A 20,050-nucleotide genomic window follows, 5' to 3' on the forward strand; every position below is an offset into this window, starting at 1 on the left:
TGACGAACGTTTCCGGCCCGACCGGCGGGCCCGAGGGGCCCGTGAATCCCATCCAGCCCCGTTTGGACACCGGGTAAGCACGGAGTTCCTGAGGCCGGCGACATCGCATCAAAAAAACTGCGCCGGCGCCGATCCGGCATGCTGCAGCGCCGCCTTCGCGTACGCCGGACGCCCCTTGCGCACCCTCCCCGCCGATGCATCGATGCCGATGCCAACGTGTTCGTGCGGGTACGCGGGCCGGGACACCGGTGTCCGGCAGTCGGCGAACACGTTGCGCTCGTTGTCGAAAATGCGGTGATGGCGTACGCGTGCTGAGCGGCGCGGATCGCCGTCACGCACCGTCACACGTCGTCACGTATCGGCGCAGCCCGCGCCCGACAGCGGCCGGAAGGTCCGGCCCTCCGTCTCGACCGCCGCGCCCAGCAGCCGCGCGAGCCCTTTCGCGCCTTCGCGCATCACGACGTCGTGATTCCATTTGAACAACGGGCGCGCGATCGGCTCCAGCCAGTTCATCCACTTCAGTTGCGTGCGGATGTGCCAGTCGTAGCGCACGACGGTGCATGCGCCGTCGCCGGCGAACGACCAGCATCCGTCGCCTTCGATCGCGCCGCTCGCGCGGCCTTCCAGCGCATGCCCGGGCTCGACGCGCCGTACGCGCATGTCGAAGGTCAGCCGGTACGGCAGCGCGCCCTTCCACGTATACCGGTGCAGCGCACCGACGCCGCGCGCGTCGCCCGGCTCGATCTCGACGGTGCGCACGGCGCCCTTCCACCAGTCGGGCCAGCGGTCGACCTGGTAGATCGCGTCCCAGACCGCCGCGAGCGGGGCGTCCACGCGCCAGGTCGTCGAGAACCGGTATTCCGCCATGCAGCCTCCGGCATGCGCGTCAGGGGCAATGAATCAGCGCACCGATCAGGGCACGAAGAAGCGCTCGGGAAACGCGACGTCGATCTCGATATCGTCGAGCGTCACGGTTTCGAGCGGCACGTCGTCATCGTTCGCGAAGCTGACGACCTTCAGCGGAAAGCCGTCCTCGGCGTCCAGCCATAGCCGGTAGCGATGCACGCCGCCGACCGCATGCGCGGGCGCGCCCGTGACCGACACGCGCAGCGCGGTCCGGCCGCCGACGGCTTCCTCGCCTTCGGTCACCGTCGCGCCGCCCTGCTGCAGCGCATGAACGTTGCGCAGCAGTTCGCCGACGTCCGACCGGTCGACCCGGTGGCCGCTGCGGTCGCGCACGAGCGGATTGGACGGCGACAGCGTCAACGCGGGCGGCGCGTGTGCGCCGAACGGGCGCAGCCGCACCTTGCCGTCGCCGGGATCGTATGCGAGCACCGCGCCGTGATGAGGCGACACGAAATCCATCCGGACGAAGCCCGGTTTCAGGTACGCGTAGCGGATTTCGGCGTGTTCGCCGCTCCGCGCCGACGAGCGGATCGTCGCGCGGTACGAGCGGACGTGGTCGAAATGTGCCTGCGCAACGGTCACGGGATCGGCTGTCATGCTCGCTCCTATCAGGCTCGCGGCCAGCAACGCGGCGATCACGGCGCCGCCTCGACGTCGAGCACGCCTTCCATCCCGCGCTCGCGATGGCTCCTGAAAAACAGCAGCCGATGCGTGCAATAGTAGGCGAACCGGCCCGGCTGCGCCGGTGTGAAGCGCAGTTTCTTCGGCGTCGTGGCCAGTTCGGTGTGGACCGCGATGCCGGCCTGCGGCGCATCGATTTCGAAACTGTGCGGCGCCACGCCGGGCTCGGCCGACACGGTCAGCTCGACCGGCACGTGCGCGCGCACGATCACGTGGCTCGGGCGGAAGAAATAGCTGCCGCCTACGATCGTCACCCGCTGCACGCCGTCTGCGTCCACCGGCACGCGCACCGGCGCATCGCCGTCGGCACGCGCGAGCGTGGCGCCCGCGGCGAGTGCCGCGAGCATGGGCATCAGCACGAGTGCCTTCGTCATCGTCTTCTTCATCTTCATCGCCTGCTCCCTGCCGGCGCCGCGCACGTCATCCTTTCCACGCGTCGGTCGAGCCGCCTAGCGCGCCGCACGCTTCGATCGCGAGCTCGCGCAGGCGCCGTTCGTCGCCGCGGCCGGACAGCGCATAGCCCATGCCGCGATCCGACCAGAAATACGTGTAGCGGCCGTCGGCCGACATCGCCCGCGGCGCGAGGCGCCGCGCGTCGTACGCGGTCATGTACAGCGTCACGCGCTTGCCGTCCGCACGCTGGTACATGAACTGCGCGGCCGGCCCCGCGTCGCCGGGCAGCAAGCGGCCGCCCAGCAGCGCGTAGCCGTATTCGTCGAGCGACGGCGCGCGCACGGGCCGCCCGACACGCGCCGACAGCCACGCGGCAAGGTGCTCGGGATCGCCCGCGCCGACCTCGACCGGATGCTCGCGATCGGCTGCGTACACCGCATACGCGACATCGGCGCGCGCGGCGAACGCCGGTTCGCTGCCGAACGCGGCCCAGCCCGCATGCAGCGCGACGCCGATCAGCAGCCCGGCCGCCAGCCCCGCGAACGCATACGCGATAGCGCGCCGGCGCGGCGCGCGGCGCTGCACGAACAGCGCGGGCGCGGCGCCCGGCAACGGAAACAGCGCCTGCAGCGCGTCGCGCTGGGCACGGTAATGCGCGAATCGTTCGGCCTCCTTCGGATCGGACTGCAGGCGCTCGAGCATCTCGCGCTGCTCGTGCCCGGACAGCTCGCCGTCCAGCAACGCGGACAGCAGTTGCGCCGACGCATCGTCGTCCCGATCGTTCGAAGGCTTGTGCGGTTCGTCCATCATGTCTTCCCGATTACCCGTAACGCGGCCGTGCCGTGCGCCGACGGCTCGTCCGACAGCAGTGCGCGCATCTGCCCGCGCGCCCGCGCGAGCCGCGACATCACCGTTCCCACCGGTACGCCGAGCACCTGCGCGGCGTCGCGATAGCTCAACTCCTCGAGCGCGACCAGCAGCAGCACCTCGCGCTGTTCGACGGGCAGCCGGTACAGCGCGCGCTGCACGTCGCGCAGCACCAGCCCGCCGATCTCGCCGGACGGCGCGGCCATCGTCTGCCACGGCGCCGTCGCATCGTCGACCGCGATCTCGTGCCGCGCCCGCAACTGGTCGATGAAGCGGTGCCGCAGCAGCGTCAGCAGCCACGCACGCAGGTTGCCGCCGTCGCGCGGCGGCCGGTTCAGCGCACGCTCGAGCGTGTCCTGCACGAGATCGTCCGCCCAGGCCCGGTCGCCCGTCAGCGCACGCGCATAGCGCGTGAGATGGGGCAGCCACACCAGCAGGTCCGATTCGTAGCTCATCGATGCGTCGCGCGTCGCCGCGCCGTTACGGACGTGCAACGTGCCACATGCCGCCGATCCCGTCGCCGCCCGCGTCGCCGGCCTTGTGGTCCATCTTCCAGCGATACAGCGGGCGCCCGTGGTACGCCCATTGCTTCTTGCCGTCGCTGCGCGTGACGAGGCTCCACGCGCCCGACGCCTTGTCGTACGAGTCGGCGATCGCGGGCGGCCAGTTGGCCGCGCACGCGCTGTCGCACGCGCTCTTGCCGGGCGCGTCGCGATCGAACACGTACAGCGTCATGTGATCTTCGTCGACCAGTTTCCCGTCGCCGACCTGTGGCGGTTCCGCGGCCGCCGGCCGCACGATCGCCGCCATCAGCGCGGCGGCGAAAAGCATCCGTTTCATTCCCGTTCTCCTTTTGACATGGCATCGCGACACGGCGGCGCCGGACGGGACGATCGGCTTCGTCGAGACCATTATCCCGCCGGCCGGTCGTGCCGGGACTCGGTATGTAAACGGACGAAAGCGGCCGGTTATTCCATGCCGCCCTGCGACGATCGGCGGCGGCCCGGCATCGGCCATTCATACGACGAAAGAAAGCGGGAAACCCAAAGGACAACGCGGCATGACATCCCTGTCATGCCGCGTTGCGCGACCCATGTTGCACGGCCGTTTCGCATGGCGGCCGATACGGCGCCGCCGTGCGTTTCCGGCTCGTTATCTCGGCAGTGCGCCGGTCAGCGATTGCAGCAGCGTCGTCACCGGTGCGAGCGGGTTGTTCGGCGAGCCGTTGCCCGAATGCGGCGTCACCGACAGGCCCGGCGCGGAACCGAGCGCCGTGCCCGCCGACGTGCCGACCGCATTGACGACCGTCACCGTCGAGTTGGCACCCGTCGTCAACAGCGAGCCGACCGCGCCCGCCGTGCCGCCGGCCGCGTTCGAGCCCGAACCGAGCAGGCTGCCGCCTGCCGCTGCCGTCGAACCGGCCGCACCCGACAGCGCGCCGGCCGGGTTGCTGCCGCCAGTCAGGCCATTCACGAGGTTCGTGATCGGTGCGATCGGGCTGTTGCCCGCCGCGCCCGTCAGCGTGCCGACGACCTGGTTGACGACGCCTTGCACCGGCGCCAGCGGGTTCGTGCCGCCGAGGTTGCCGAGGGCACCCGTCACCGAGTTCAGCGCGCCCGTCAGTGCACCTGCCGGATTGCCGCTGCCGAGCGTGCCGACGACCTGGTTGACGACACCCTGCACCGGCGCCAGCGGGCTCGTGCCGCCCAGCGCGCCGAGCGCGCCCGCGACGGAGCCGACTGCATTGCCGAGTGCGCCCGTGGCCGTGCCGACCGCGTTGCTCAGCGTCGCAGCCGGATTGTTGCCGCCGAGCGTGCCGACGACCTGGTTGACGACGCCTTGCACCGGCGCCAGTGGATTCGACCCGCCGAGGTTGCCGAGCGCACCCGTCACCGAGCCGAGTGCACCGTTCAGTACGCCGGCAGCGTTGCCGCCGGTCGGCAGCGCGTTCTGCAGGCCGTTGACGAGGTTCGTGATCGGCGTGATCGGGCTGCCGCCTCCCGCGCCGGACAGCGTGCCGACGACCTGGTTCACGACGCCCTGCACCGGCGCGAGCGGGTTCGACCCGCCGAGGTTGCCGAGGGCACCCGTCACCGAGTTCAGCGCGTTCGTCAGTGCACCGGCCGGATTGTCGTTGCCGAGCGTGCCGGCGAGCTGCGTGACGACGCCTTGCACCGGCGCGAGCGGGCTCCCCGCACCACCGACGTTGCCGAGCGTGCTCGTGATCGTGTTGACCGCGTTGCTCAGCGAACCGGCCGGGTTGCCGCTGCCGAGCGTGCCCGTCACCTGGTCGACGACGTTCTGGATCGGTGCCAGCGGGTTCGAGCCGCCGCCGATGTTGCCTAGGGCGCCCGTTACCGTGCCGAGGGCGCCGGTCAATGCGCTTGCCGGGTTGCCGTTGCCGAGCGCGCCCGTGACCTGGTTCACGACACCTTGGACCGGCGCCAACGGATTCGAGCCGCCACCGACACCACCCAGCGCCCCCGTCACCGTGCCAAGCGCGCCAGTCAGTGCACTGGCCGGGTTGCCGCCACCGAGCGCGCCCGTCACTTGATTCACCACACCCTGAACCGGCGCCAGCGGATTCGCACCGCCGCCGATACCACCCAGGGCGCCCGTTGCGGTGCCGAGGGCGTTGCTCAGCGTCCCCGTCGCGGTATTCAGCGCGCCGGTCAGTGCGCCTGCCGGGTTGTCGCCGCCGAGCGCGCCCGTCACTTGATTCACGACGCCTTGCACCGGCGCCAACGGATTCGCCCCACCACCGACACCACCCAACGCCCCCGTCACCGTGCCAAGCGCGCCAGTCAGTACACTGGCTGGATTGCCGCCACCGACCGCACCCGTCACTTGATTCACGACACCCTGGACCGGCGCCAGCGGATTCGCACCGCCGCCGACGTTACCCAGTGCACCCGTAACCGTACCAACCGCATTGCTCAGCGTCCCCGTCGCCGTATTCAATGCGCCGGTTAGCGCGCCAGCCGGGTTGCCGCCACTCAGCGCACTCGTCACCTGATTCACGACGCCTTGAACCGGCGCCAGCGGCTGCACCGTGCCGCCGCCACCGCCGAGTGCGCCCGTCGCCGCCCCCACGGCGCCCGACAGCACCTGGCCTGGATTGCCGAGCGACGTCTGGATCGCGCCCGAGCCGCCTGCCGTCACGGTGACCGAGCCCAGCGGCGACGTGCCCGTCGCGACCAGCCCGACCGACACGCTGTTCGTCGGCGGATTGACGATCACTTGCGGGATCGGCAGCGAATCGAGGGCCCCCGCCAGCGCGGAACCCGAAGCCAGTACCCCGAACACCGTCGCAACCGACAGCGCCACACCCGTCAATTTGAAATTCTGTCCCATTCTTATTTACCCCATCTCGGTTGGCACTACGTTGATAAAGCATGGGGACGGATTGCACGAAGCGTGCCAATTCAAAAAGCGGATTGAATCACCAGCCTATTTCCAAGCAATAGCGCTTTTTTATGGATTTCAGGCGAAATAAACGGGCTGCGGAGCCAGAATCGTCTGATGAAAAAGGCAGGCGGAACGCGGATGTAACGTAACGTTTGCGAGCCCCGTAGTAACGTGTTCCGGTACATTCACGTAATGCCGGAACGTGCGGCTGCGACGCTGCCATGCAGCGTCATGACCGACTACCCAATGTGCATTTCAGCGAAATGAAAATGCATCGATAAATCGCGAATTTGCTGATTTTCTTTATTTCGCGATTTCTTTCCCGGCGATTACGCAGATCATTTCCGATTACCCGGATTTTGATAATTCGGATAGCCAAATGAAAAATTGTTGCGGCCGCGTCGCGGCCGGAGAATGCGATGCATCGCGCGCGGCGGCGGCGCGGACCTGCGCCGCATCGCCGCATCGCCGGTTCAACCGAAGCGCGCAGGCCGGTACGGACGGGGATCGATATAGGTCGGCGCGCCCGTCATCATTTCGGCGAGCAGGCGCCCGGTCGCGGGGCCGAGCGTGAGCCCGTGGTGGCAATGGCCGAACGCGAACCACAGATGGCGATGGCGCGGCGCGGGCCCGATCACCGGACGCATGTCGGGCGTGCACGGCCGCATCCCGAGCCACGGCTCGCGATCGAGCCGTTCGCCGATGCCGAACGCGTCGCGCGCCAGCGGCTCGGCGCGCGCGAGCTGCACGCCGGTCGGCGGCGCACCGCGCAGCGCGATCTCGACGCCGGTCGTGAGCCGCAGGCGGCCGCCTTCCATCGGCGCGACGACGAAGCCTTCCTCGGTATCGCACACCGGCACGTTCAGCAGCGTGCGCGTCGGCAGGTAGTGCATGTGGTAGCCGCGCTTCGCGCGCAGCGGAATCCGGTAGCCGAGCGGCGCGAACACGTGATCGGACCACGGCCCGAGCGCGACCACGGCCGAGCGCGCCGAAATCGCCCCACGCTCGGTGTCGACCCGCCAGCCGCCATCCACCTGCGCGAGCGTCTTCGCGTCGCCGAGCACGAACGTGCCGCCGTCGCGTTCGAACAGCCGCGCGTAGGCCTTGGTCAGCCCGCCCGGGCTCGACACGGTCTTCGGGTCCTGCCAATGGAACGCGCCGCAGAATGCGTCGCCGACGCCGGGCTCGCGTTCGCGCAGCGCGCGCTTGTCGAGCACGGTCATCCGCAGCCCGTGCGCGTCGGCCACGCGCTGCTGCGCGCGCGTTTCCGCGTCGAACAGCGCGGGCGAACGGAATGCCTCGATCCACCCGCCGTCGTGCACGAGCGGCTGCGCGTCGGTGCGCGCGAGCAGCGCATCGTGCTCGACGACGCTCGCCGCGACGAGCGGCAGCATGTCGCGCGCGGCGGCCGCGAGCCGCTGCGGCGACGATTCGCGCCAGAAGCGCGCGAGCCAGCCCGCATACGCGGGCAGCGCACGATAGTCCCAATAGAGATCGACCGAGCGATTGCGCGCATAGCGCAGCAGCGTGCCGAGCCGGCGCGGAAACGCATACGGCACGACCGACGAGCGCTCGATCAACCCGGCATTGCCGTGGCTCGTTTCCTCGCCGGGCGCGCGCCGGTCGACGAGCGCGACGCGCAACCCGCGATCCTGCAGATGCAGCGCCGACGACACGCCGACGATGCCGGCCCCCAGAACGATGACGTCGAAATCCATGCTTCCCCGCCCAGCGTCGAGATTCGATGCGACGCGCGCCGGCCCCGCGGCCGGCGCGCGGCCGTGCTTACTTCGCGACGATGTCGCGCTTGAAGTACTTCTGCGACAGCGCGCCCAGCGTGCCGTCCTTCTTCAGCGCGTCGAGCGCGCCGACGATCTTCGCCTGCAGCGCCTTGTCGCCCTTGCGCAACCCGAAGCCGGTGCCTTCGCCGAGCGTCGCCGGATCCTTCAGCGGCTCGCCGACGATCTGGTAGTCGCGGCCGGCCGGCTTGTCGAGGAAACCGTCCTGCGCGGTCTGCGCTTCCTGCACGGCCGCGTCGAGGCGCCCGGCGACGAGATCGGCGTAGATCTGGTCCTGGTCCTGATACGACACGACGGCCACGCCCGCATCGGCCCAGTGCGCCTTCAGGAAATCCTCCTGCGACGAGCCCTGCAGCACGCCGACATGCTTGCCGCGCAAGCTCGCGACGTCGGGCCGCAGCGGCGAGCCGCGCCTGGCGACCATCACGATCGGCACCACGTAGATCGCCGGCGTGAAGTCGATGCTCTGCTTGCGCTTCGCGGTGATGTTCATCGCCGAGTTGATCGCATCGAACTTGCGCGCCTGCAGCGCAGGGATCAGGCCGTCGAACGCATTCTCGACCCACACGCATTTCATGTTCAGCTTCGCGCACACCGCGTTGCCGATGTCGACGTCGAAACCCTGCAGCTGGCCGGCCGGCGTCTTGCTCTCGAACGGCGGATAGGCGGCTTCGATCCCGAAGCGCAACGTGGTCTGTTCCGCGTGGGCCGTGACGGCCGCGCACGCAAGCGCCGCGGCGGCGCAGAGGGAAAGCTTCCAGTTCATGAGACGGTCCTTCCGTTCTGGATTGGGGCGATGAAAATCGGTCGCGCGGCGCCCTCGTCCGGGCGCCGGATCGACAGTCGACACAGGCGGCCGCCGCACGGCGACACGTCGTGTCCTGCATGCGAAATATAGACTCAAAGTCTATATTAGACTATAGGGGATACGAGGATCACGCGCTGTCTCGCTGCGTCGAAATCTCGTCGATCGTCAAAAACACCGTTGATTTCCCGATGTTTTTCATGAAGACAGCAACGACACAAAGTCTCGAAAAGAAAAATCCTCCAGATTTAGTTTGTCTATATTAGACTTTTCGTCCATCACGAACACCGCCGGACACCGTCTTTCGAGACATCCCTGTCCGGCCCCGACCGGAGATGTCCCCATGACGCAAACCGTCCCGCCCCTGCCGCTGACCGTCGACGAAGCCGCGGTGCGCGCGGCCCTGCCGTCGCTCGACGTGCTCGGCACGCTGCGCCGCATGTTCGCGTCGCTCGCCTCCGCGCGCGCGGTGCAGCCGCCGCAGACCCTCACGCTGTTTCCCGACCAGGCCGGCGACTTCATCACGTATCTCGGCGCGCTCGCCGACGAGCAGGTGTTCGGCGCGAAGCTGTCGCCTTACGTCGTGACGGGAAGCAAGCCCGACGGGAGACCAATCGTCACCGCTTGGACCGCGCTGATGTCGATGCGCACCGGCCAGCCGCTGATGTGGTGCGACGCGGGGCGGCTGACCGTCGAACGCACGGCCGGCACGACCGCGCTCGCGGTCGACTGCCTCGCGCCGCGCGACGCGCGCCATCTGGCGGTCGTCGGCGCCGGCGCGGTCGGTCTCGCGCACCTGCGGCACACGGCGGCATTGCGCGACTGGGAGACGATCCGCGTGTACTCGCCCGCGCTCGCCGGCGCCCCGGCGCTGCAGGCGACGCTCGTCGAGCTCGACCCGCGCGCACGCGCGGCTGCGAGCGTCGAAGCCTGCGTGCGCGATGCGGACGTCGTGATGCTGTGCACGTCGTCGGGCACGCCCGTACTTGGCGACGGGATGCTCTCGCGCCCCGCGCTCGTCACGTCGATCAGCACGAACGTCGCACGTGCGCACGAGATCCCGCCCGCGTGGCTGCCCGACATGGACGTGTACTGCGACTACCGGCACACGACGCCCGCGAGCGCCGGCGAGATGCAAATCGCGGCGGCCGATCACGGCTGGGACGCCGGACGGATCGTCGGCGACCTGCCGGCGCTCGTCGCCGGCACCTGCGCGGCGCCGTCGCGCACGCGTCACGCGTTCTTCCGCTCGATCGGCCTCGGGCTCGAGGACATCGCGATCGCGCACGCGCTGTACACGCACCTGACGCGCGCATGAGCATCACGCGGGCGCGGGGCCGATACAATGGCGCAACCGCCGCGGCGGCCGCGCGCGGGCGCACGGGCATGCCGGCCACCGGCGCGCCGGCACGCCGGCCCGATGTGCCGCCCGGCCCCCGTCCACCCGAGATGGCGACACCGATGCGCAAGAAGAAATCCCCCGTCAAAGACCTGCTGCTCACCCGCTATGCGCCAATCGCCGACGGTATCGCCGCGCTGTTCTTCCCGTACGCGGAAGTCGTGATCCACGACCTGCACGACCAGACCGTGCTGTATCTCGCGAACAACCTGTCCAAGCGCGAGGTCGGCGACGATTCCGCGCTCGAGGAAATCGATCATTCGGCGCGCGAGCGCGTGATCGGCCCGTACGAGAAGCTGAACTGGGACGGCCGGCGGATGCGCTGCGTCAGCAACGTGCTGTTCAACGACGAAGGCCGCCCGGCCGGGATGATGTGCATCAACTTCAACATCGCGGTGTTCGACGAGGTGCGCGCGACGCTCGACCTGTTCATCAAGGGCGCGGGCGTCGTCGCGCAGCCGGACGAACTGTTCCGCGACGACTGGCAGGAGCGCATCAACACATTCCTGCACGGCTGGCTGCGCGAGCGGCAGGTCGGGCTGAACGGGCTCACGCGCGAGCACCGGCGCGAGCTCGTCGAGGCGCTTTACGCGGAAGGCGCGTTCCGCGGCAAGAGCGCGGCGAACTATGTCGCGAACGTGCTCGGAATGGGGCGCGCGACGGTCTACAAGCACCTCAAGCACCTGAAGGAAACGCAGGGCGACGCGTAAGCGGCAGCATGCCCCGCGGGCCGGTTCGCCGCGCCCCGCCGCCGAGCGCGAGTGCCGTGCCCCAATGCAGCTGCGGCGACGCCAGGAACAGCACGACGGCCGATGCGTTCATCACGCCCGCGGACCGGTTCGCCGCGCCCCGCCGCCGCATCCGGCATCGGCAATCGCTGTCGGCCCGTGACTTCCGCGTCCACGCTTCGTGACACGTCGGACGCGGGCCCGTTCCGCACGAGCCCGGCCAGGACCAGGCGTCGAAGCACGAAATGATATAGTCTCGGTTACACTTTTTTACCGCCCGGACCGCCCATGACGACCGCTCCCGCCCCGACTGCCCGCCCGACCCTGACCGTAGAAATCTGGTCCGACCTGATCTGCCCGTGGTGCTGGATCGGCAAGCGCCGCTTCGACGAGGCGCTCGCCGCGTTCGCGCACGCCGACCGCGTCGACGTCGTGCTGCGCGCGTACCGGCTGATGCCCGGCCAGCCCGTCGAGCCGGTCGAGGCGATGCTCGCGGGCAAGTACCGGATGTCGCCCGCGCAGGTCGACCAGATGTTGCGCCAGGTGACCGACGCGGCCGCGAGCGTCGGGCTGCGCTACGACCTGCCCGGCACGCTCGTCGGCGACACGCTCGACGGCCACCGGCTCGTGAAGCTCGCAGAATCGACCGGCCGCGCGCATGCGCTGACCGAGCGGCTGTACCGCGCGTATTTCTGCGAGCACGGCTCGCTGTTCGATCATGCGCAACTGACCGAATTCGCGGTCGAAGCGGGGCTCGAGCGTTCGACCGTCGACGACGTGCTGCGCAGCGACGCGTACCGCGCCGAAGTCGAAGCCGACATCGCGCGCGCCGCGCAGCTCGGCGGGCGCGGCGTGCCGCTGTTCGTGTTCGGCGGCCGCTACGCGGTGTCGGGCGCGCAGCCGGCCGACGCGTTCGCGCAGGCGCTCGACCAGGCGTGGCGCGACGGTATCGTCGAACTCGCCGGCAGCGACGCGGCTGCATGCGGCCCCGACGGCTGCGAACTGCCGGCGCGCTCGTAACACGCGCAACGCCGATCCCGCGCGTCCCGTCCGGACACGCCACTACGCGTCGCTGCTGCCACAAACCGGCAGGAAGCCCGCGCCGAGGACGTCTACAATGCATCCTTTCAAATAACTATCAGAAGGCTGCAGGCCCATGACACACGGGATTCACGGCGAGAAGCGCTGGTACGCGCTGATCGTGCTCTGCCTCGGCGTGTTGATGATCGTGCTCGACAACACGATCGTGAACGTGGCGCTGCCGTCGATCAGCACCGACCTCCATTTCACCGAAACGGCCCTCGTGTGGGTCGTCAACGCGTACCTGCTGACGTTCGGCGGCTGCCTGTTGCTGGGCGGCCGGCTCGGCGACCTGTACGGCCAGCGCCGCATGTTCCTCGCGGGCCTCGTCGTGTTCACGCTGGCGTCGCTCGCATGCGGCCTCGCGCAATCGCAGACGATGCTGATCGCCGCGCGCGCGGTGCAGGGGCTCGGCGGCGCGGTCGTGTCGGCCGTCTCGCTGTCGCTGATCATGAACCTGTTCACCGAGCCCGGCGAACGCGCGCGGGCGATGGGCGTCTACGGCTTCGTGTGCGCGGGCGGCGGCAGCATCGGCGTGCTGCTCGGCGGGCTGCTGACGAGCTCGCTGTCGTGGCACTGGATCTTCCTCGTCAACCTGCCGATCGGCATCGCGGTCTATGCGATGTGCGTCGCGCTGCTGCCGCGCATGCGCGCGCCGGCCGGCGCCGCGCGGCTCGACGTCGCGGGCGCGGTCACGGTGACCGCATCGCTGATGCTGGCCGTCTACGGGATCGTCGGCGGCAACGAGGCCGGCTGGCTGTCGACACAGACCGTCGCACTGATCGGCGCGGCCGTCGCGCTGCTCGCACTGTTCATCGCGATCGAGGCGCGCGCCGCGCATCCGCTGATGCCGCTCACGCTGTTCGCCGCGCGCAACGTCGCGCTCGCGAACGTGATCGGCGTGCTGTGGGCGGCCGCGATGTTCGCGTGGTTCTTCCTGTCCGCGCTGTACATGCAGCGCGTGCTCGGCTACGCGCCGCTGCAGGTCGGCCTCGCGTTCCTGCCGGCGAACCTGATCATGGCCGCGTTCTCGCTCGGGCTGTCGGCGCGCATCGTGATGCGCTTCGGGATCCGCGGCCCGATCGCGGCCGGCCTGCTGATCGCGGCCTGCGGCCTTGCGCTGTTCTCGCGCGCACCGGTCGACGGCGGTTTCGTCTGGCACGTGCTGCCCGGCATGACGCTGCTCGGCATCGGCGCGGGCGTCGCGTTCAACCCGATGCTGCTCGCCGCGATGAGCGACGTCGATCCGGCCGATTCCGGGCTCGCGTCGGGGATCGTCAACACCGCGTTCATGATGGGCGGCGCGCTCGGCCTCGCGGTGCTCGCGAGCCTCGCGGCGGCCCGCACCGACGCGCTCGCGGCCGCGCAGGCCGCGCCGCTCGACGCGCTGAACGGCGGCTATCACGCGGCATTCGCGTTCGGCGCGGCGTTCGCCGCCGCGGCCGCGCTGATCGGCCTCGCGCTGCGCATCCGGCCGCAGAACGGCGTCGAAAGCGTCGGCCCCGCGATGCACTGACCGCCGGCCGACCAAGCCGGTCGCCGGCATCGAACCAGGGCGCGCCGTGTCGCGCCCTTTTTTGCGGGTGCCGAGCCGCGGCACGCATTCCCGGTTCGTCATACCTTTCGGGCCGTCACCGTTATCGGCCCCGCCCTCGCTCGAACACGCGTTTCACACTTGTCCGGCGGCCCGCCGCACGGGCCTTTGCGGCCGATTTTTAACACAGTCGTACATCGACCTGCCACTTTTGCGACAATGGCGGACTTTGACGCGCGCGCCGCAGCCGCGCGCCGCCGCCGAACGCCGCATAACCGCCTGCTTCCGATGTCGCTTCCCCATATCGATCTGCTGTACTCCCTGTCCGGTCTGTTCGTCGGCATCCTCGTCGGCCTGACGGGCGTCGGCGGCGGTTCGCTGATGACGCCGATCCTCGTGCTGCTGTTCGGCGTCCACCCCGCGACGGCGGTCGGCACCGACCTGCTGTACGCGGCCGCGACCAAGGCCACCGGCACGCTGGTCCACGGCCTGAAGGGTTCGATCGACTGGCGCATCACGGGCCGGCTCGCGGCGGGCAGCGTCCCGGCCGCGGCGCTCACGCTGTGGTGGCTGCACACGCACGGGATGAACACGCCGGGCACCGCGCGGATGATCCAGCTCGTGCTCGGCATCGCGCTGCTGCTCACGTCGCTCGCGCTGATCTTCCGGCCGCAGCTCACCGCGTTCGCCGCGCGCAACCCGCTCGCGCCGAGCCCCGCGCGCACGCTGTGGTCGACCGTGCTCACGGGCGCCATGCTCGGCGTGCTCGTCTCGATGACGTCGGTCGGCGCCGGCGCGATCGGCGTGACCGTGCTCCTGCTCCTGTATCCGATGCTCGCGACGACCCGCATCGTCGGCTCCGACATCGCGCACGCGGTGCCGCTCACGCTCGTCGCGGGCATGGGCCACTGGCTGCTCGGCTCGGTCGACTGGTCGATGCTGCTGTCGCTGCTGCTCGGCTCGCTGCCCGGCATCGTGCTCGGCAGCCTGCTGTCGGCGCGCGCGCCCGAGCGGCTGCTGCGCAACCTGCTCGCCGCGACGCTCGTCGCGGTCGGCGTGCGGCTCGTGCTCGCGTAAGCGGGCCGGCCGCGCTTTCCTCCTTCATCACGTCCTGCCCCGCCGGCGCACGACGCGCCGGCCCATCGCCCACCGCAAAAAAACACAGCCCGACCGGCCTGCGCCGATCGGGCTGTCGTCCATCCGGGGCGGCACAAGGCCGCCCGCGGCGCTTACTGCCCCTGCTGCTTCAGTTGCTGCTGCTTGAGCTGCTGCGTGCGCGCCTGCAGCTTCAGCACGCGCTGCAGCGCGGTGCGGTTCGCGAGGATGCCGTCGTAGAAGTTGGCGAGATCGCCCTTCAGCGCGGTCCGCGACGCGTCGTTCAGGTAGATCATGTGGCCCGACGGGTAGTTCTTGATCGTCAGGTTCTGCGCCTTGAGCGTCGGGTCGAGCGGCATCTGCGCGAGCGTCAGCTCCGTCTGGTGGAACGGCGTGACCGCATCGAAATAGCCGTTCGCCGACAGCACCTTCAGGTCCGGGTTCACGCTCATCGTCGACGCGAGGTCGCCGGCCGTGTACAGCGTATTACCGCCGCCCCGGTTCGCGCCGGTCGGGTCCGTGTGGCTGAAGTCCCAGTTGTTGAAGACCTGGTCGTTCAGGTCCACGAACGACGACGTCGACGTGTACTTGAGGTCGGTGTTGATGTAGCTGTTCCACAGCACCGTGTACGCGCCGCCGACGTTCGTGATCGACGGATCGTTGCTGCCCGAGTTCGGCAGGATGTACGGCGCGATGCCCTTGCCCGTGAAGTTCGCGCGGCCGTCGTACTGGCCGATCTGCGTGCCCGGCACGAGCGTCAGGAAGAACGTGTACGGCGGGTTGTCGTTCGACGACGGCACGTTGCCGAGCGCGGCCGGGTTGCCGAAGGTCTGGATCAGCGACGTCGGATCCGTACCGATGTACGAACCCATCTGCTGCGCGGTCTGCAGGTTCAGGTTCAGCCGCACGTTCACGAAGCCGCCGTCCTGCGGGTTCGGCTTCTGCGCGAGCGGCGCGAGCGTGTTGTCCGCGTAGTTGCGGGCCTGGACCATGTACGCGTCGAGATCGGTCGGCGTCGGGTTGACCGTCGTCTTCTTCCAGTAGAACGCATCGGCCGCGAGCGTCGGGAACGTACCCGGCGCGGACAGCGCGTTCGCGTAGTCGAGGATCGACGACTGCAGCGTGATCCCGTTCAGGTCGATGCCGTCCTCGTGCAGCACCCACGACACGACCGCGCTGCGGGCGGTGCCGTACGACTCGCCGTACAGGAACTTCGGCGAATTCCAGCGCGAGTACTTGGTCAGGTAGCGCTGGATGAAGCGGTCGATCGAGCGCGCGTCCTGGTCGGTGCCCCAGAAGTCCTTGTTCTTCGCCGGGGCGATCGCCGCCGAATAACCGGTGCCGACCGGGTTGATGAACACGAGGTCGGTGCGGTCGAGCAGGCTGTCGGGGTTGTCGAGCAGCTTGTACGGCGCGGGCGGCGTGAAGTTCGGGAACGACGACTGCAGGCGCTTCGGCCCGTACGAGCCGAGCAGCAGGTAGACCGACGACGAGCCGGGGCCGCCGTTGTAGAAGAACGTGACCGGGCGCGGCTTCGACGGAGCGGGATTGTCCTGCGTGTACGCGACGTAGAACATCTTCGCGTTCGGCGCCGACGTGATCGGATCGATCGTCGTCAGGTGGCCCGTGGTGGCCGTGTACTTGACGGTCTTGCCGCCGATCGTGACCTGGCGGTGCACGACCGCGGCGCCTTCCGTCGAATCCGTGACCGCGTCGTTCGGCCCGGTGCCGTACACGTCGTTGTCGACGTACGGCTGGTCGGCCGCGGCGGCGGCCGTTGCGTCGGTGCTGGCCGACGTGCTGCCGCCGGACGTCGTCGCGGCCGCGGTTGCAGCCGAAGCGGACGGGCTCGGCCCGTCGTCGCCGCCGCACCCCGTGACGAGCAGCGCCGCGGCCGCGGCGGCGGCGGCGAGCGGCACGCTCAGTGTCGTTCCAAATAGCGCGAAACCGTCTTTCAAGGACTTCCGTGTCGTCATTATTGCCTCTCGAACAGAACGATAAATACCGCCGGCCGCAAAGGATCGTTTGCGCCGGCGCTCCGCACCGGGAATGCATTCGTTATGCGACGCACTCCGAGTTTTTTACCGGATCGGCGAATACCGATCGGCACGATTTACCCCACCCATATTTTTTGCGACAGCACAATGAAATCAATTCCATTGCGCACGACAATTCGATAATCCGCAGCAATACGAATTCATTCCGCGCATTCGCTTACGCACACAATCGACGGCAAAAGCACGCCCCGCAAAGCCAGCCCCGACAAGGCCGCTTCGCTTAGAGCAGACGAACAATCCCCGCCGGCGAGATGCCGATTAATCGCAGAACAGCGACCAATCACAACTCGAGCCGATTTAACAAAATCGAAAGGATAGATTAATTAAATGGAAAGGAATATCTCGTATCTGTAATTTATTAAATTAAGTGAAAATACCGGCGCATATTAGGTTCCCGATTTACCGCCGTAAAGTAATAATTTGTTACGGCACTCGCCATTCGGATAAAAGGCGGCACGGGACCGATTCCACGCGATCAAAAGAAAAAGCCGGACGGCTGTCCGGCTTCGTGATGGCGGCGCGGCGGGCGCCGTCAGAGCGGCACGTCGATCGCGCCGGCGCCAGTCGTGATCGCGTTCGCGCCCGGCGCGGCCGAGATCGGCGGCAGGTTCGCGCTCGTCAGCGCGGGCGCGGCGCCCGGCGTGCCGCCGCGCGGCACCGTGCGGATCACCTGCGACGGCGGCAGCGGCGCACCGTTCTTCAGGTGCCGCCACATCAGGTTCAGCGCCTGCAGGTTGTAGTAGTGGATCGGCACGAAGCGCGTGTCGAAGCCCGCGACGGGCAGGAACGCGTCGAAGTGCTGGCCGTTCGTCACTTCGTAGAACACGAGCTGGCTGCGCCCGCGTTCGCTGATGCCGTTTTGCGCGACGTACGCGCGCGACGCGTGGTTCACCGGCACGAGCGCGTCGCTGCGGCCGTGCACGATGATCGCCGGCTTGCCCTGCAGGTTCGCGTTCACGCGCACCGCGTCGACGTTCGCGGGCATCCCGAGCATCCCGTTCGTCCACAGCTGGCGCAGGCACAGCGCGCCCGCGAAGCTCGCATCGGGCGTCGCGAGCCGGTGGTCGATGCCCGCGCCCGTGTTGAACACGAGGTTGATGCCGGCAGTCGGCGGCACGCCGTTGCCGACGCCGAACACGGCCGTCATCGGCGACGCGGCCGGCGAAGCGACCGCACCCGTCGCCGCATTCGTCGTCGCGAAGCTGAAATTGCACAGGTTGTCGATGACGCGCGAGCGCGTGTACGCGTTCGCATAGGTGACCGCGATCGCCGGAATCGCCTGCGAATCCCACATCGGCGCCTGCAGCAGGTCGGAATCGGCCAGATAGCCGGCTGCGTGGAGCTGCGCGAGCGCGTCGGCGGCCTGGCTCTGCGGGTCGGCGCCCGACACGAGCCCGGCCGCGGCGAGCGTCGCGCAGCGCTGCGTGCGGATCGACTGCGTGGTCGCGGCCGGCAGCGCGCTCAGGTACGGCGCACCGGCGAGCGACGCCGACGCGGCCGCGCACGGCTGCAGCAGGTTCGCGAGCGTCGCGTAGTCGGCCAGCGGCCGGCCGAACGACGGCACGGGCTGGCCGCCCGTGCGCACGATCGCGTTCGGCGACATCCGCACGTTGATCTGCGGTTCGCCGACCACGACCGCGGTAATCCAGCCGCGGTTGTCCTGCTCGGCCGCCGCGAGCGACGCGCCGCCGCCGTTGCTGACCGACGCGGCGATCGTCGTGATGTCGCCCGCGCGATAGCGCACGCCGTGATGCGCGCCGTCGATCAGCGGTCCGAACTGCTCGTTGAGCGCCCAGTACGCGAACTCGACCGCCTGCAGCGTCGCGCGCCCCCAGTCCTGTTCGGGATTCTGCTGCGAATGCGCGTGCTTGAACGCATAGCGGTTCGGGAAGCGGCTGTTGAACGCGGCGAGATCGCCGCTCGTCACGTTCGCGGTGAACAGGCTCGCCGTGCCGGCGAGCACCGCGTTGGCGAGCGTGCCGTCGATCAGCGTGACCGTATCGGTGCCGAGCTCGTGCACGCCGTTGCCGCCGCCCTTGTCGTTGTACGCGACCGCGCAGCCGCGCTTGAGCGCCCATTCGCCGGCCGCGGAGATCGCGCCGTACACGCCGCGCGAGCCCGACGACGTCGCGGTGACGATGCACGGCTGCGTGGGATCGAAGCTGGCGGGCACCTGCACGAGCAGCGTCACGTTCTTGCTGCCGCTGCCGTCGTCGGAATACGCGAGATATTCGGTGCCGGGGATCTTGCCTTCGCCGAGCGTGTCGTTGCCGTCGAGGTCGACGTTCGGCCCCCAGAAGCGGCCGTAGCCGCCGTTCGCGCTCATGTCGACGAGCGCGCGGTAGTTCGACCAGATCGCGAGACGGCGCAGCTCGGCGCTCGTCGGCCGGGACGGATTCGCAAAGCCGGGCGCGGTCGCCGCCGCGAGCCCCGTCTTGCCGAGGCCGGCCGTCAACAAATCGTCACTGGCGCCGTCGTAGGCCGTCGTGCGCACGCTGCCGGACACGAAGCCGGGCAGCCGGTTGCGCTCGGCCGATTCGTCGCCGTTGCAGGCGCCGAGCATCGCGACAGCGGCCAGCGCCGCGCCGAAAACCATCCGCCTGCCCCACCCGAGCCTCGCCATCGCCGCCCTCTCGATATCGTTATCGGTCCACCGCCGCGTCGCACGCGGCTTGCAGACTTTGAAGCGCAAACGGGCCCCGGCATGCCGGAGCCCGCCCGAAAGCGGGCACCTGCGGCGCTCACGCGCCGCCGCCCGGCATCACTGCTGCTGGACCGTCAGCTTGTTCGTGACCGACGTCACGCCCTTCACGCCCTTGGCTGCAGCTTCGGCCTTGTCGATCTGATCCTGGGCCGGCATCGTGCCCTCCAGCGAGATCGCGCCGCCCTTCGAACGCACGACGAGGTTCGCCACATCCACGCCGCTTTCCTTCGAAATCGCCTTGCGCACCGCGTAGCCGAGCTTGCGGTTCGCCTTCTTCGCGGTTTTCGCGGCGGCCTTCGGCGCGCTCGTCGCGGCCGCCGGCGCTTCGGTTGCCGCCGCATCGCTCGACTGCGCATACACGCTGCCCGACAAACAGGCCGCCACGGCGGCGACGCCCAACGCTCTCAACACGATCGACTTCATGCTATCTCCTTGTAACTCCGGAACGGCCGTGCACAGTACGGCCGGATACCCCCAAAGACAGCCGGCCCGCGCGCGAACGGGCGGGACAGCCGGTGATTTCCACGGCGATGCGAGAGAGGCGAGACGGGCCGACAGCCGGCGCGCGCGATAGCGGGCCGGCCGGGCCGGACA

At 69.1% G+C, this 20,050-nt stretch carries 18 protein-coding genes; 5 read left to right on the forward strand and 13 right to left on the reverse strand.

The annotated features are described in order from the left end of the window. Window positions 1–108: 108 nt before the first annotated feature. From ACM6JT_RS29885 to ACM6JT_RS29930, 10 genes are all read right to left on the reverse strand, one after another. Window positions 109–345, reverse strand: a complete 237-nt coding sequence (locus ACM6JT_RS29885; RefSeq protein ID WP_175748755.1) for a hypothetical protein — start codon at window positions 343–345, stop codon at window positions 109–111. Between the two features lie 6 nt (window positions 346–351). Further along, on the reverse strand, window positions 352–867 hold the full coding sequence (locus ACM6JT_RS29890) for an SRPBCC family protein (RefSeq protein ID WP_034182873.1): 516 nt from the start codon (window positions 865–867) through the stop codon (window positions 352–354). Between the two features lie 45 nt (window positions 868–912). Continuing rightward, window positions 913–1,545: a LolA family protein gene (locus ACM6JT_RS29895; RefSeq protein ID WP_105393280.1), complete on the reverse strand. Its 633-nt coding sequence runs from the start codon at window positions 1,543–1,545 to the stop codon at window positions 913–915. Continuing rightward, a complete protein-coding gene (locus ACM6JT_RS29900) occupies window positions 1,542–1,979 on the reverse strand; it encodes a quinol oxidase (protein ID WP_034183421.1) in 438 nt (145 codons plus the stop codon). The genes ACM6JT_RS29895 and ACM6JT_RS29900 overlap by 4 nt, the downstream gene beginning before the upstream one ends. A gap of 28 nt (window positions 1,980–2,007) precedes the next feature. Further along, window positions 2,008–2,790 carry an anti-sigma factor family protein gene (locus tag ACM6JT_RS29905; protein ID WP_131947859.1) on the reverse strand — a complete coding sequence of 261 codons (783 nt, stop codon included), beginning with the start codon at window positions 2,788–2,790 and terminating at the stop codon, window positions 2,008–2,010. Further along, window positions 2,787–3,302, reverse strand: coding sequence for a sigma-70 family RNA polymerase sigma factor (locus tag ACM6JT_RS29910; RefSeq protein ID WP_072436428.1), 516 nt, complete (start codon window positions 3,300–3,302; stop codon window positions 2,787–2,789). The genes ACM6JT_RS29905 and ACM6JT_RS29910 overlap by 4 nt, the downstream gene beginning before the upstream one ends. Before the next feature lie 25 nt (window positions 3,303–3,327). Beyond that, window positions 3,328–3,687 carry a hypothetical protein gene (locus tag ACM6JT_RS29915; RefSeq protein WP_034182870.1) on the reverse strand — a complete coding sequence of 120 codons (360 nt, stop codon included), beginning with the start codon at window positions 3,685–3,687 and terminating at the stop codon, window positions 3,328–3,330. 312 nt (window positions 3,688–3,999) lie between these two features. Further along, a complete protein-coding gene (locus tag ACM6JT_RS29920) occupies window positions 4,000–6,201 on the reverse strand; it encodes a beta strand repeat-containing protein (protein WP_414857810.1) in 2,202 nt (733 codons plus the stop codon). Between the two features lie 527 nt (window positions 6,202–6,728). Beyond that, a complete protein-coding gene (locus ACM6JT_RS29925) occupies window positions 6,729–7,973 on the reverse strand; it encodes an NAD(P)/FAD-dependent oxidoreductase (RefSeq protein WP_414857811.1) in 1,245 nt (414 codons plus the stop codon). Between the two features lie 67 nt (window positions 7,974–8,040). Continuing rightward, the gene (locus ACM6JT_RS29930) at window positions 8,041–8,820 is read right to left on the reverse strand and encodes an ABC transporter substrate-binding protein (protein WP_105393772.1); all 780 of its coding nucleotides are present in this window, start codon (window positions 8,818–8,820) and stop codon (window positions 8,041–8,043) included. Window positions 8,821–9,202: 382 nt separating this feature from the next. Here ACM6JT_RS29930 and ACM6JT_RS29935 point away from each other — a divergent pair, with 382 nt between their 5' ends. From ACM6JT_RS29935 to ACM6JT_RS29955, 5 genes are all read left to right on the forward strand, one after another. Then, entirely contained in the window at window positions 9,203–10,177 is a 975-nt protein-coding gene (locus tag ACM6JT_RS29935) for an ornithine cyclodeaminase family protein (protein WP_414857812.1), read from the forward strand. Continuing rightward, window positions 10,174–10,968 (forward strand): helix-turn-helix transcriptional regulator, encoded by a 795-nt coding sequence (locus ACM6JT_RS29940; protein WP_414857813.1) that lies wholly within the window; start codon window positions 10,174–10,176, stop codon window positions 10,966–10,968. The genes ACM6JT_RS29935 and ACM6JT_RS29940 overlap by 4 nt, the downstream gene beginning before the upstream one ends. A gap of 306 nt (window positions 10,969–11,274) precedes the next feature. Beyond that, window positions 11,275–12,006, forward strand: a complete 732-nt coding sequence (locus ACM6JT_RS29945) for a DsbA family oxidoreductase (RefSeq protein WP_131946008.1) — start codon at window positions 11,275–11,277, stop codon at window positions 12,004–12,006. 136 nt (window positions 12,007–12,142) lie between these two features. Continuing rightward, a complete protein-coding gene (locus ACM6JT_RS29950) occupies window positions 12,143–13,582 on the forward strand; it encodes a DHA2 family efflux MFS transporter permease subunit (RefSeq protein ID WP_414857814.1) in 1,440 nt (479 codons plus the stop codon). 306 nt (window positions 13,583–13,888) lie between these two features. Beyond that, entirely contained in the window at window positions 13,889–14,677 is a 789-nt protein-coding gene (locus tag ACM6JT_RS29955) for a sulfite exporter TauE/SafE family protein (protein WP_034183419.1), read from the forward strand. A gap of 152 nt (window positions 14,678–14,829) precedes the next feature. Here the strand turns inward: ACM6JT_RS29955 and ACM6JT_RS29960 are convergent, their stop codons facing one another. From ACM6JT_RS29960 to ACM6JT_RS29970, 3 genes are all read right to left on the reverse strand, one after another. Then, complete coding sequence (locus ACM6JT_RS29960; protein ID WP_414857815.1) at window positions 14,830–16,671, reverse strand: S10 family peptidase; 1,842 nt, start codon at window positions 16,669–16,671, stop codon at window positions 14,830–14,832. 613 nt (window positions 16,672–17,284) lie between these two features. Next, entirely contained in the window at window positions 17,285–19,375 is a 2,091-nt protein-coding gene (locus tag ACM6JT_RS29965) for a D-(-)-3-hydroxybutyrate oligomer hydrolase (protein WP_414857816.1), read from the reverse strand. A gap of 138 nt (window positions 19,376–19,513) precedes the next feature. Next, complete coding sequence (locus ACM6JT_RS29970) at window positions 19,514–19,879, reverse strand: BON domain-containing protein (protein WP_034182860.1); 366 nt, start codon at window positions 19,877–19,879, stop codon at window positions 19,514–19,516. Between the last annotated feature and the right edge of the window lie 171 nt (window positions 19,880–20,050).

Source organism: Burkholderia sp. IT-111MI5 (assembly GCF_949752865.1).
Taxonomy (GTDB): domain Bacteria; phylum Pseudomonadota; class Gammaproteobacteria; order Burkholderiales; family Burkholderiaceae; genus Burkholderia; species Burkholderia pyrrocinia_C.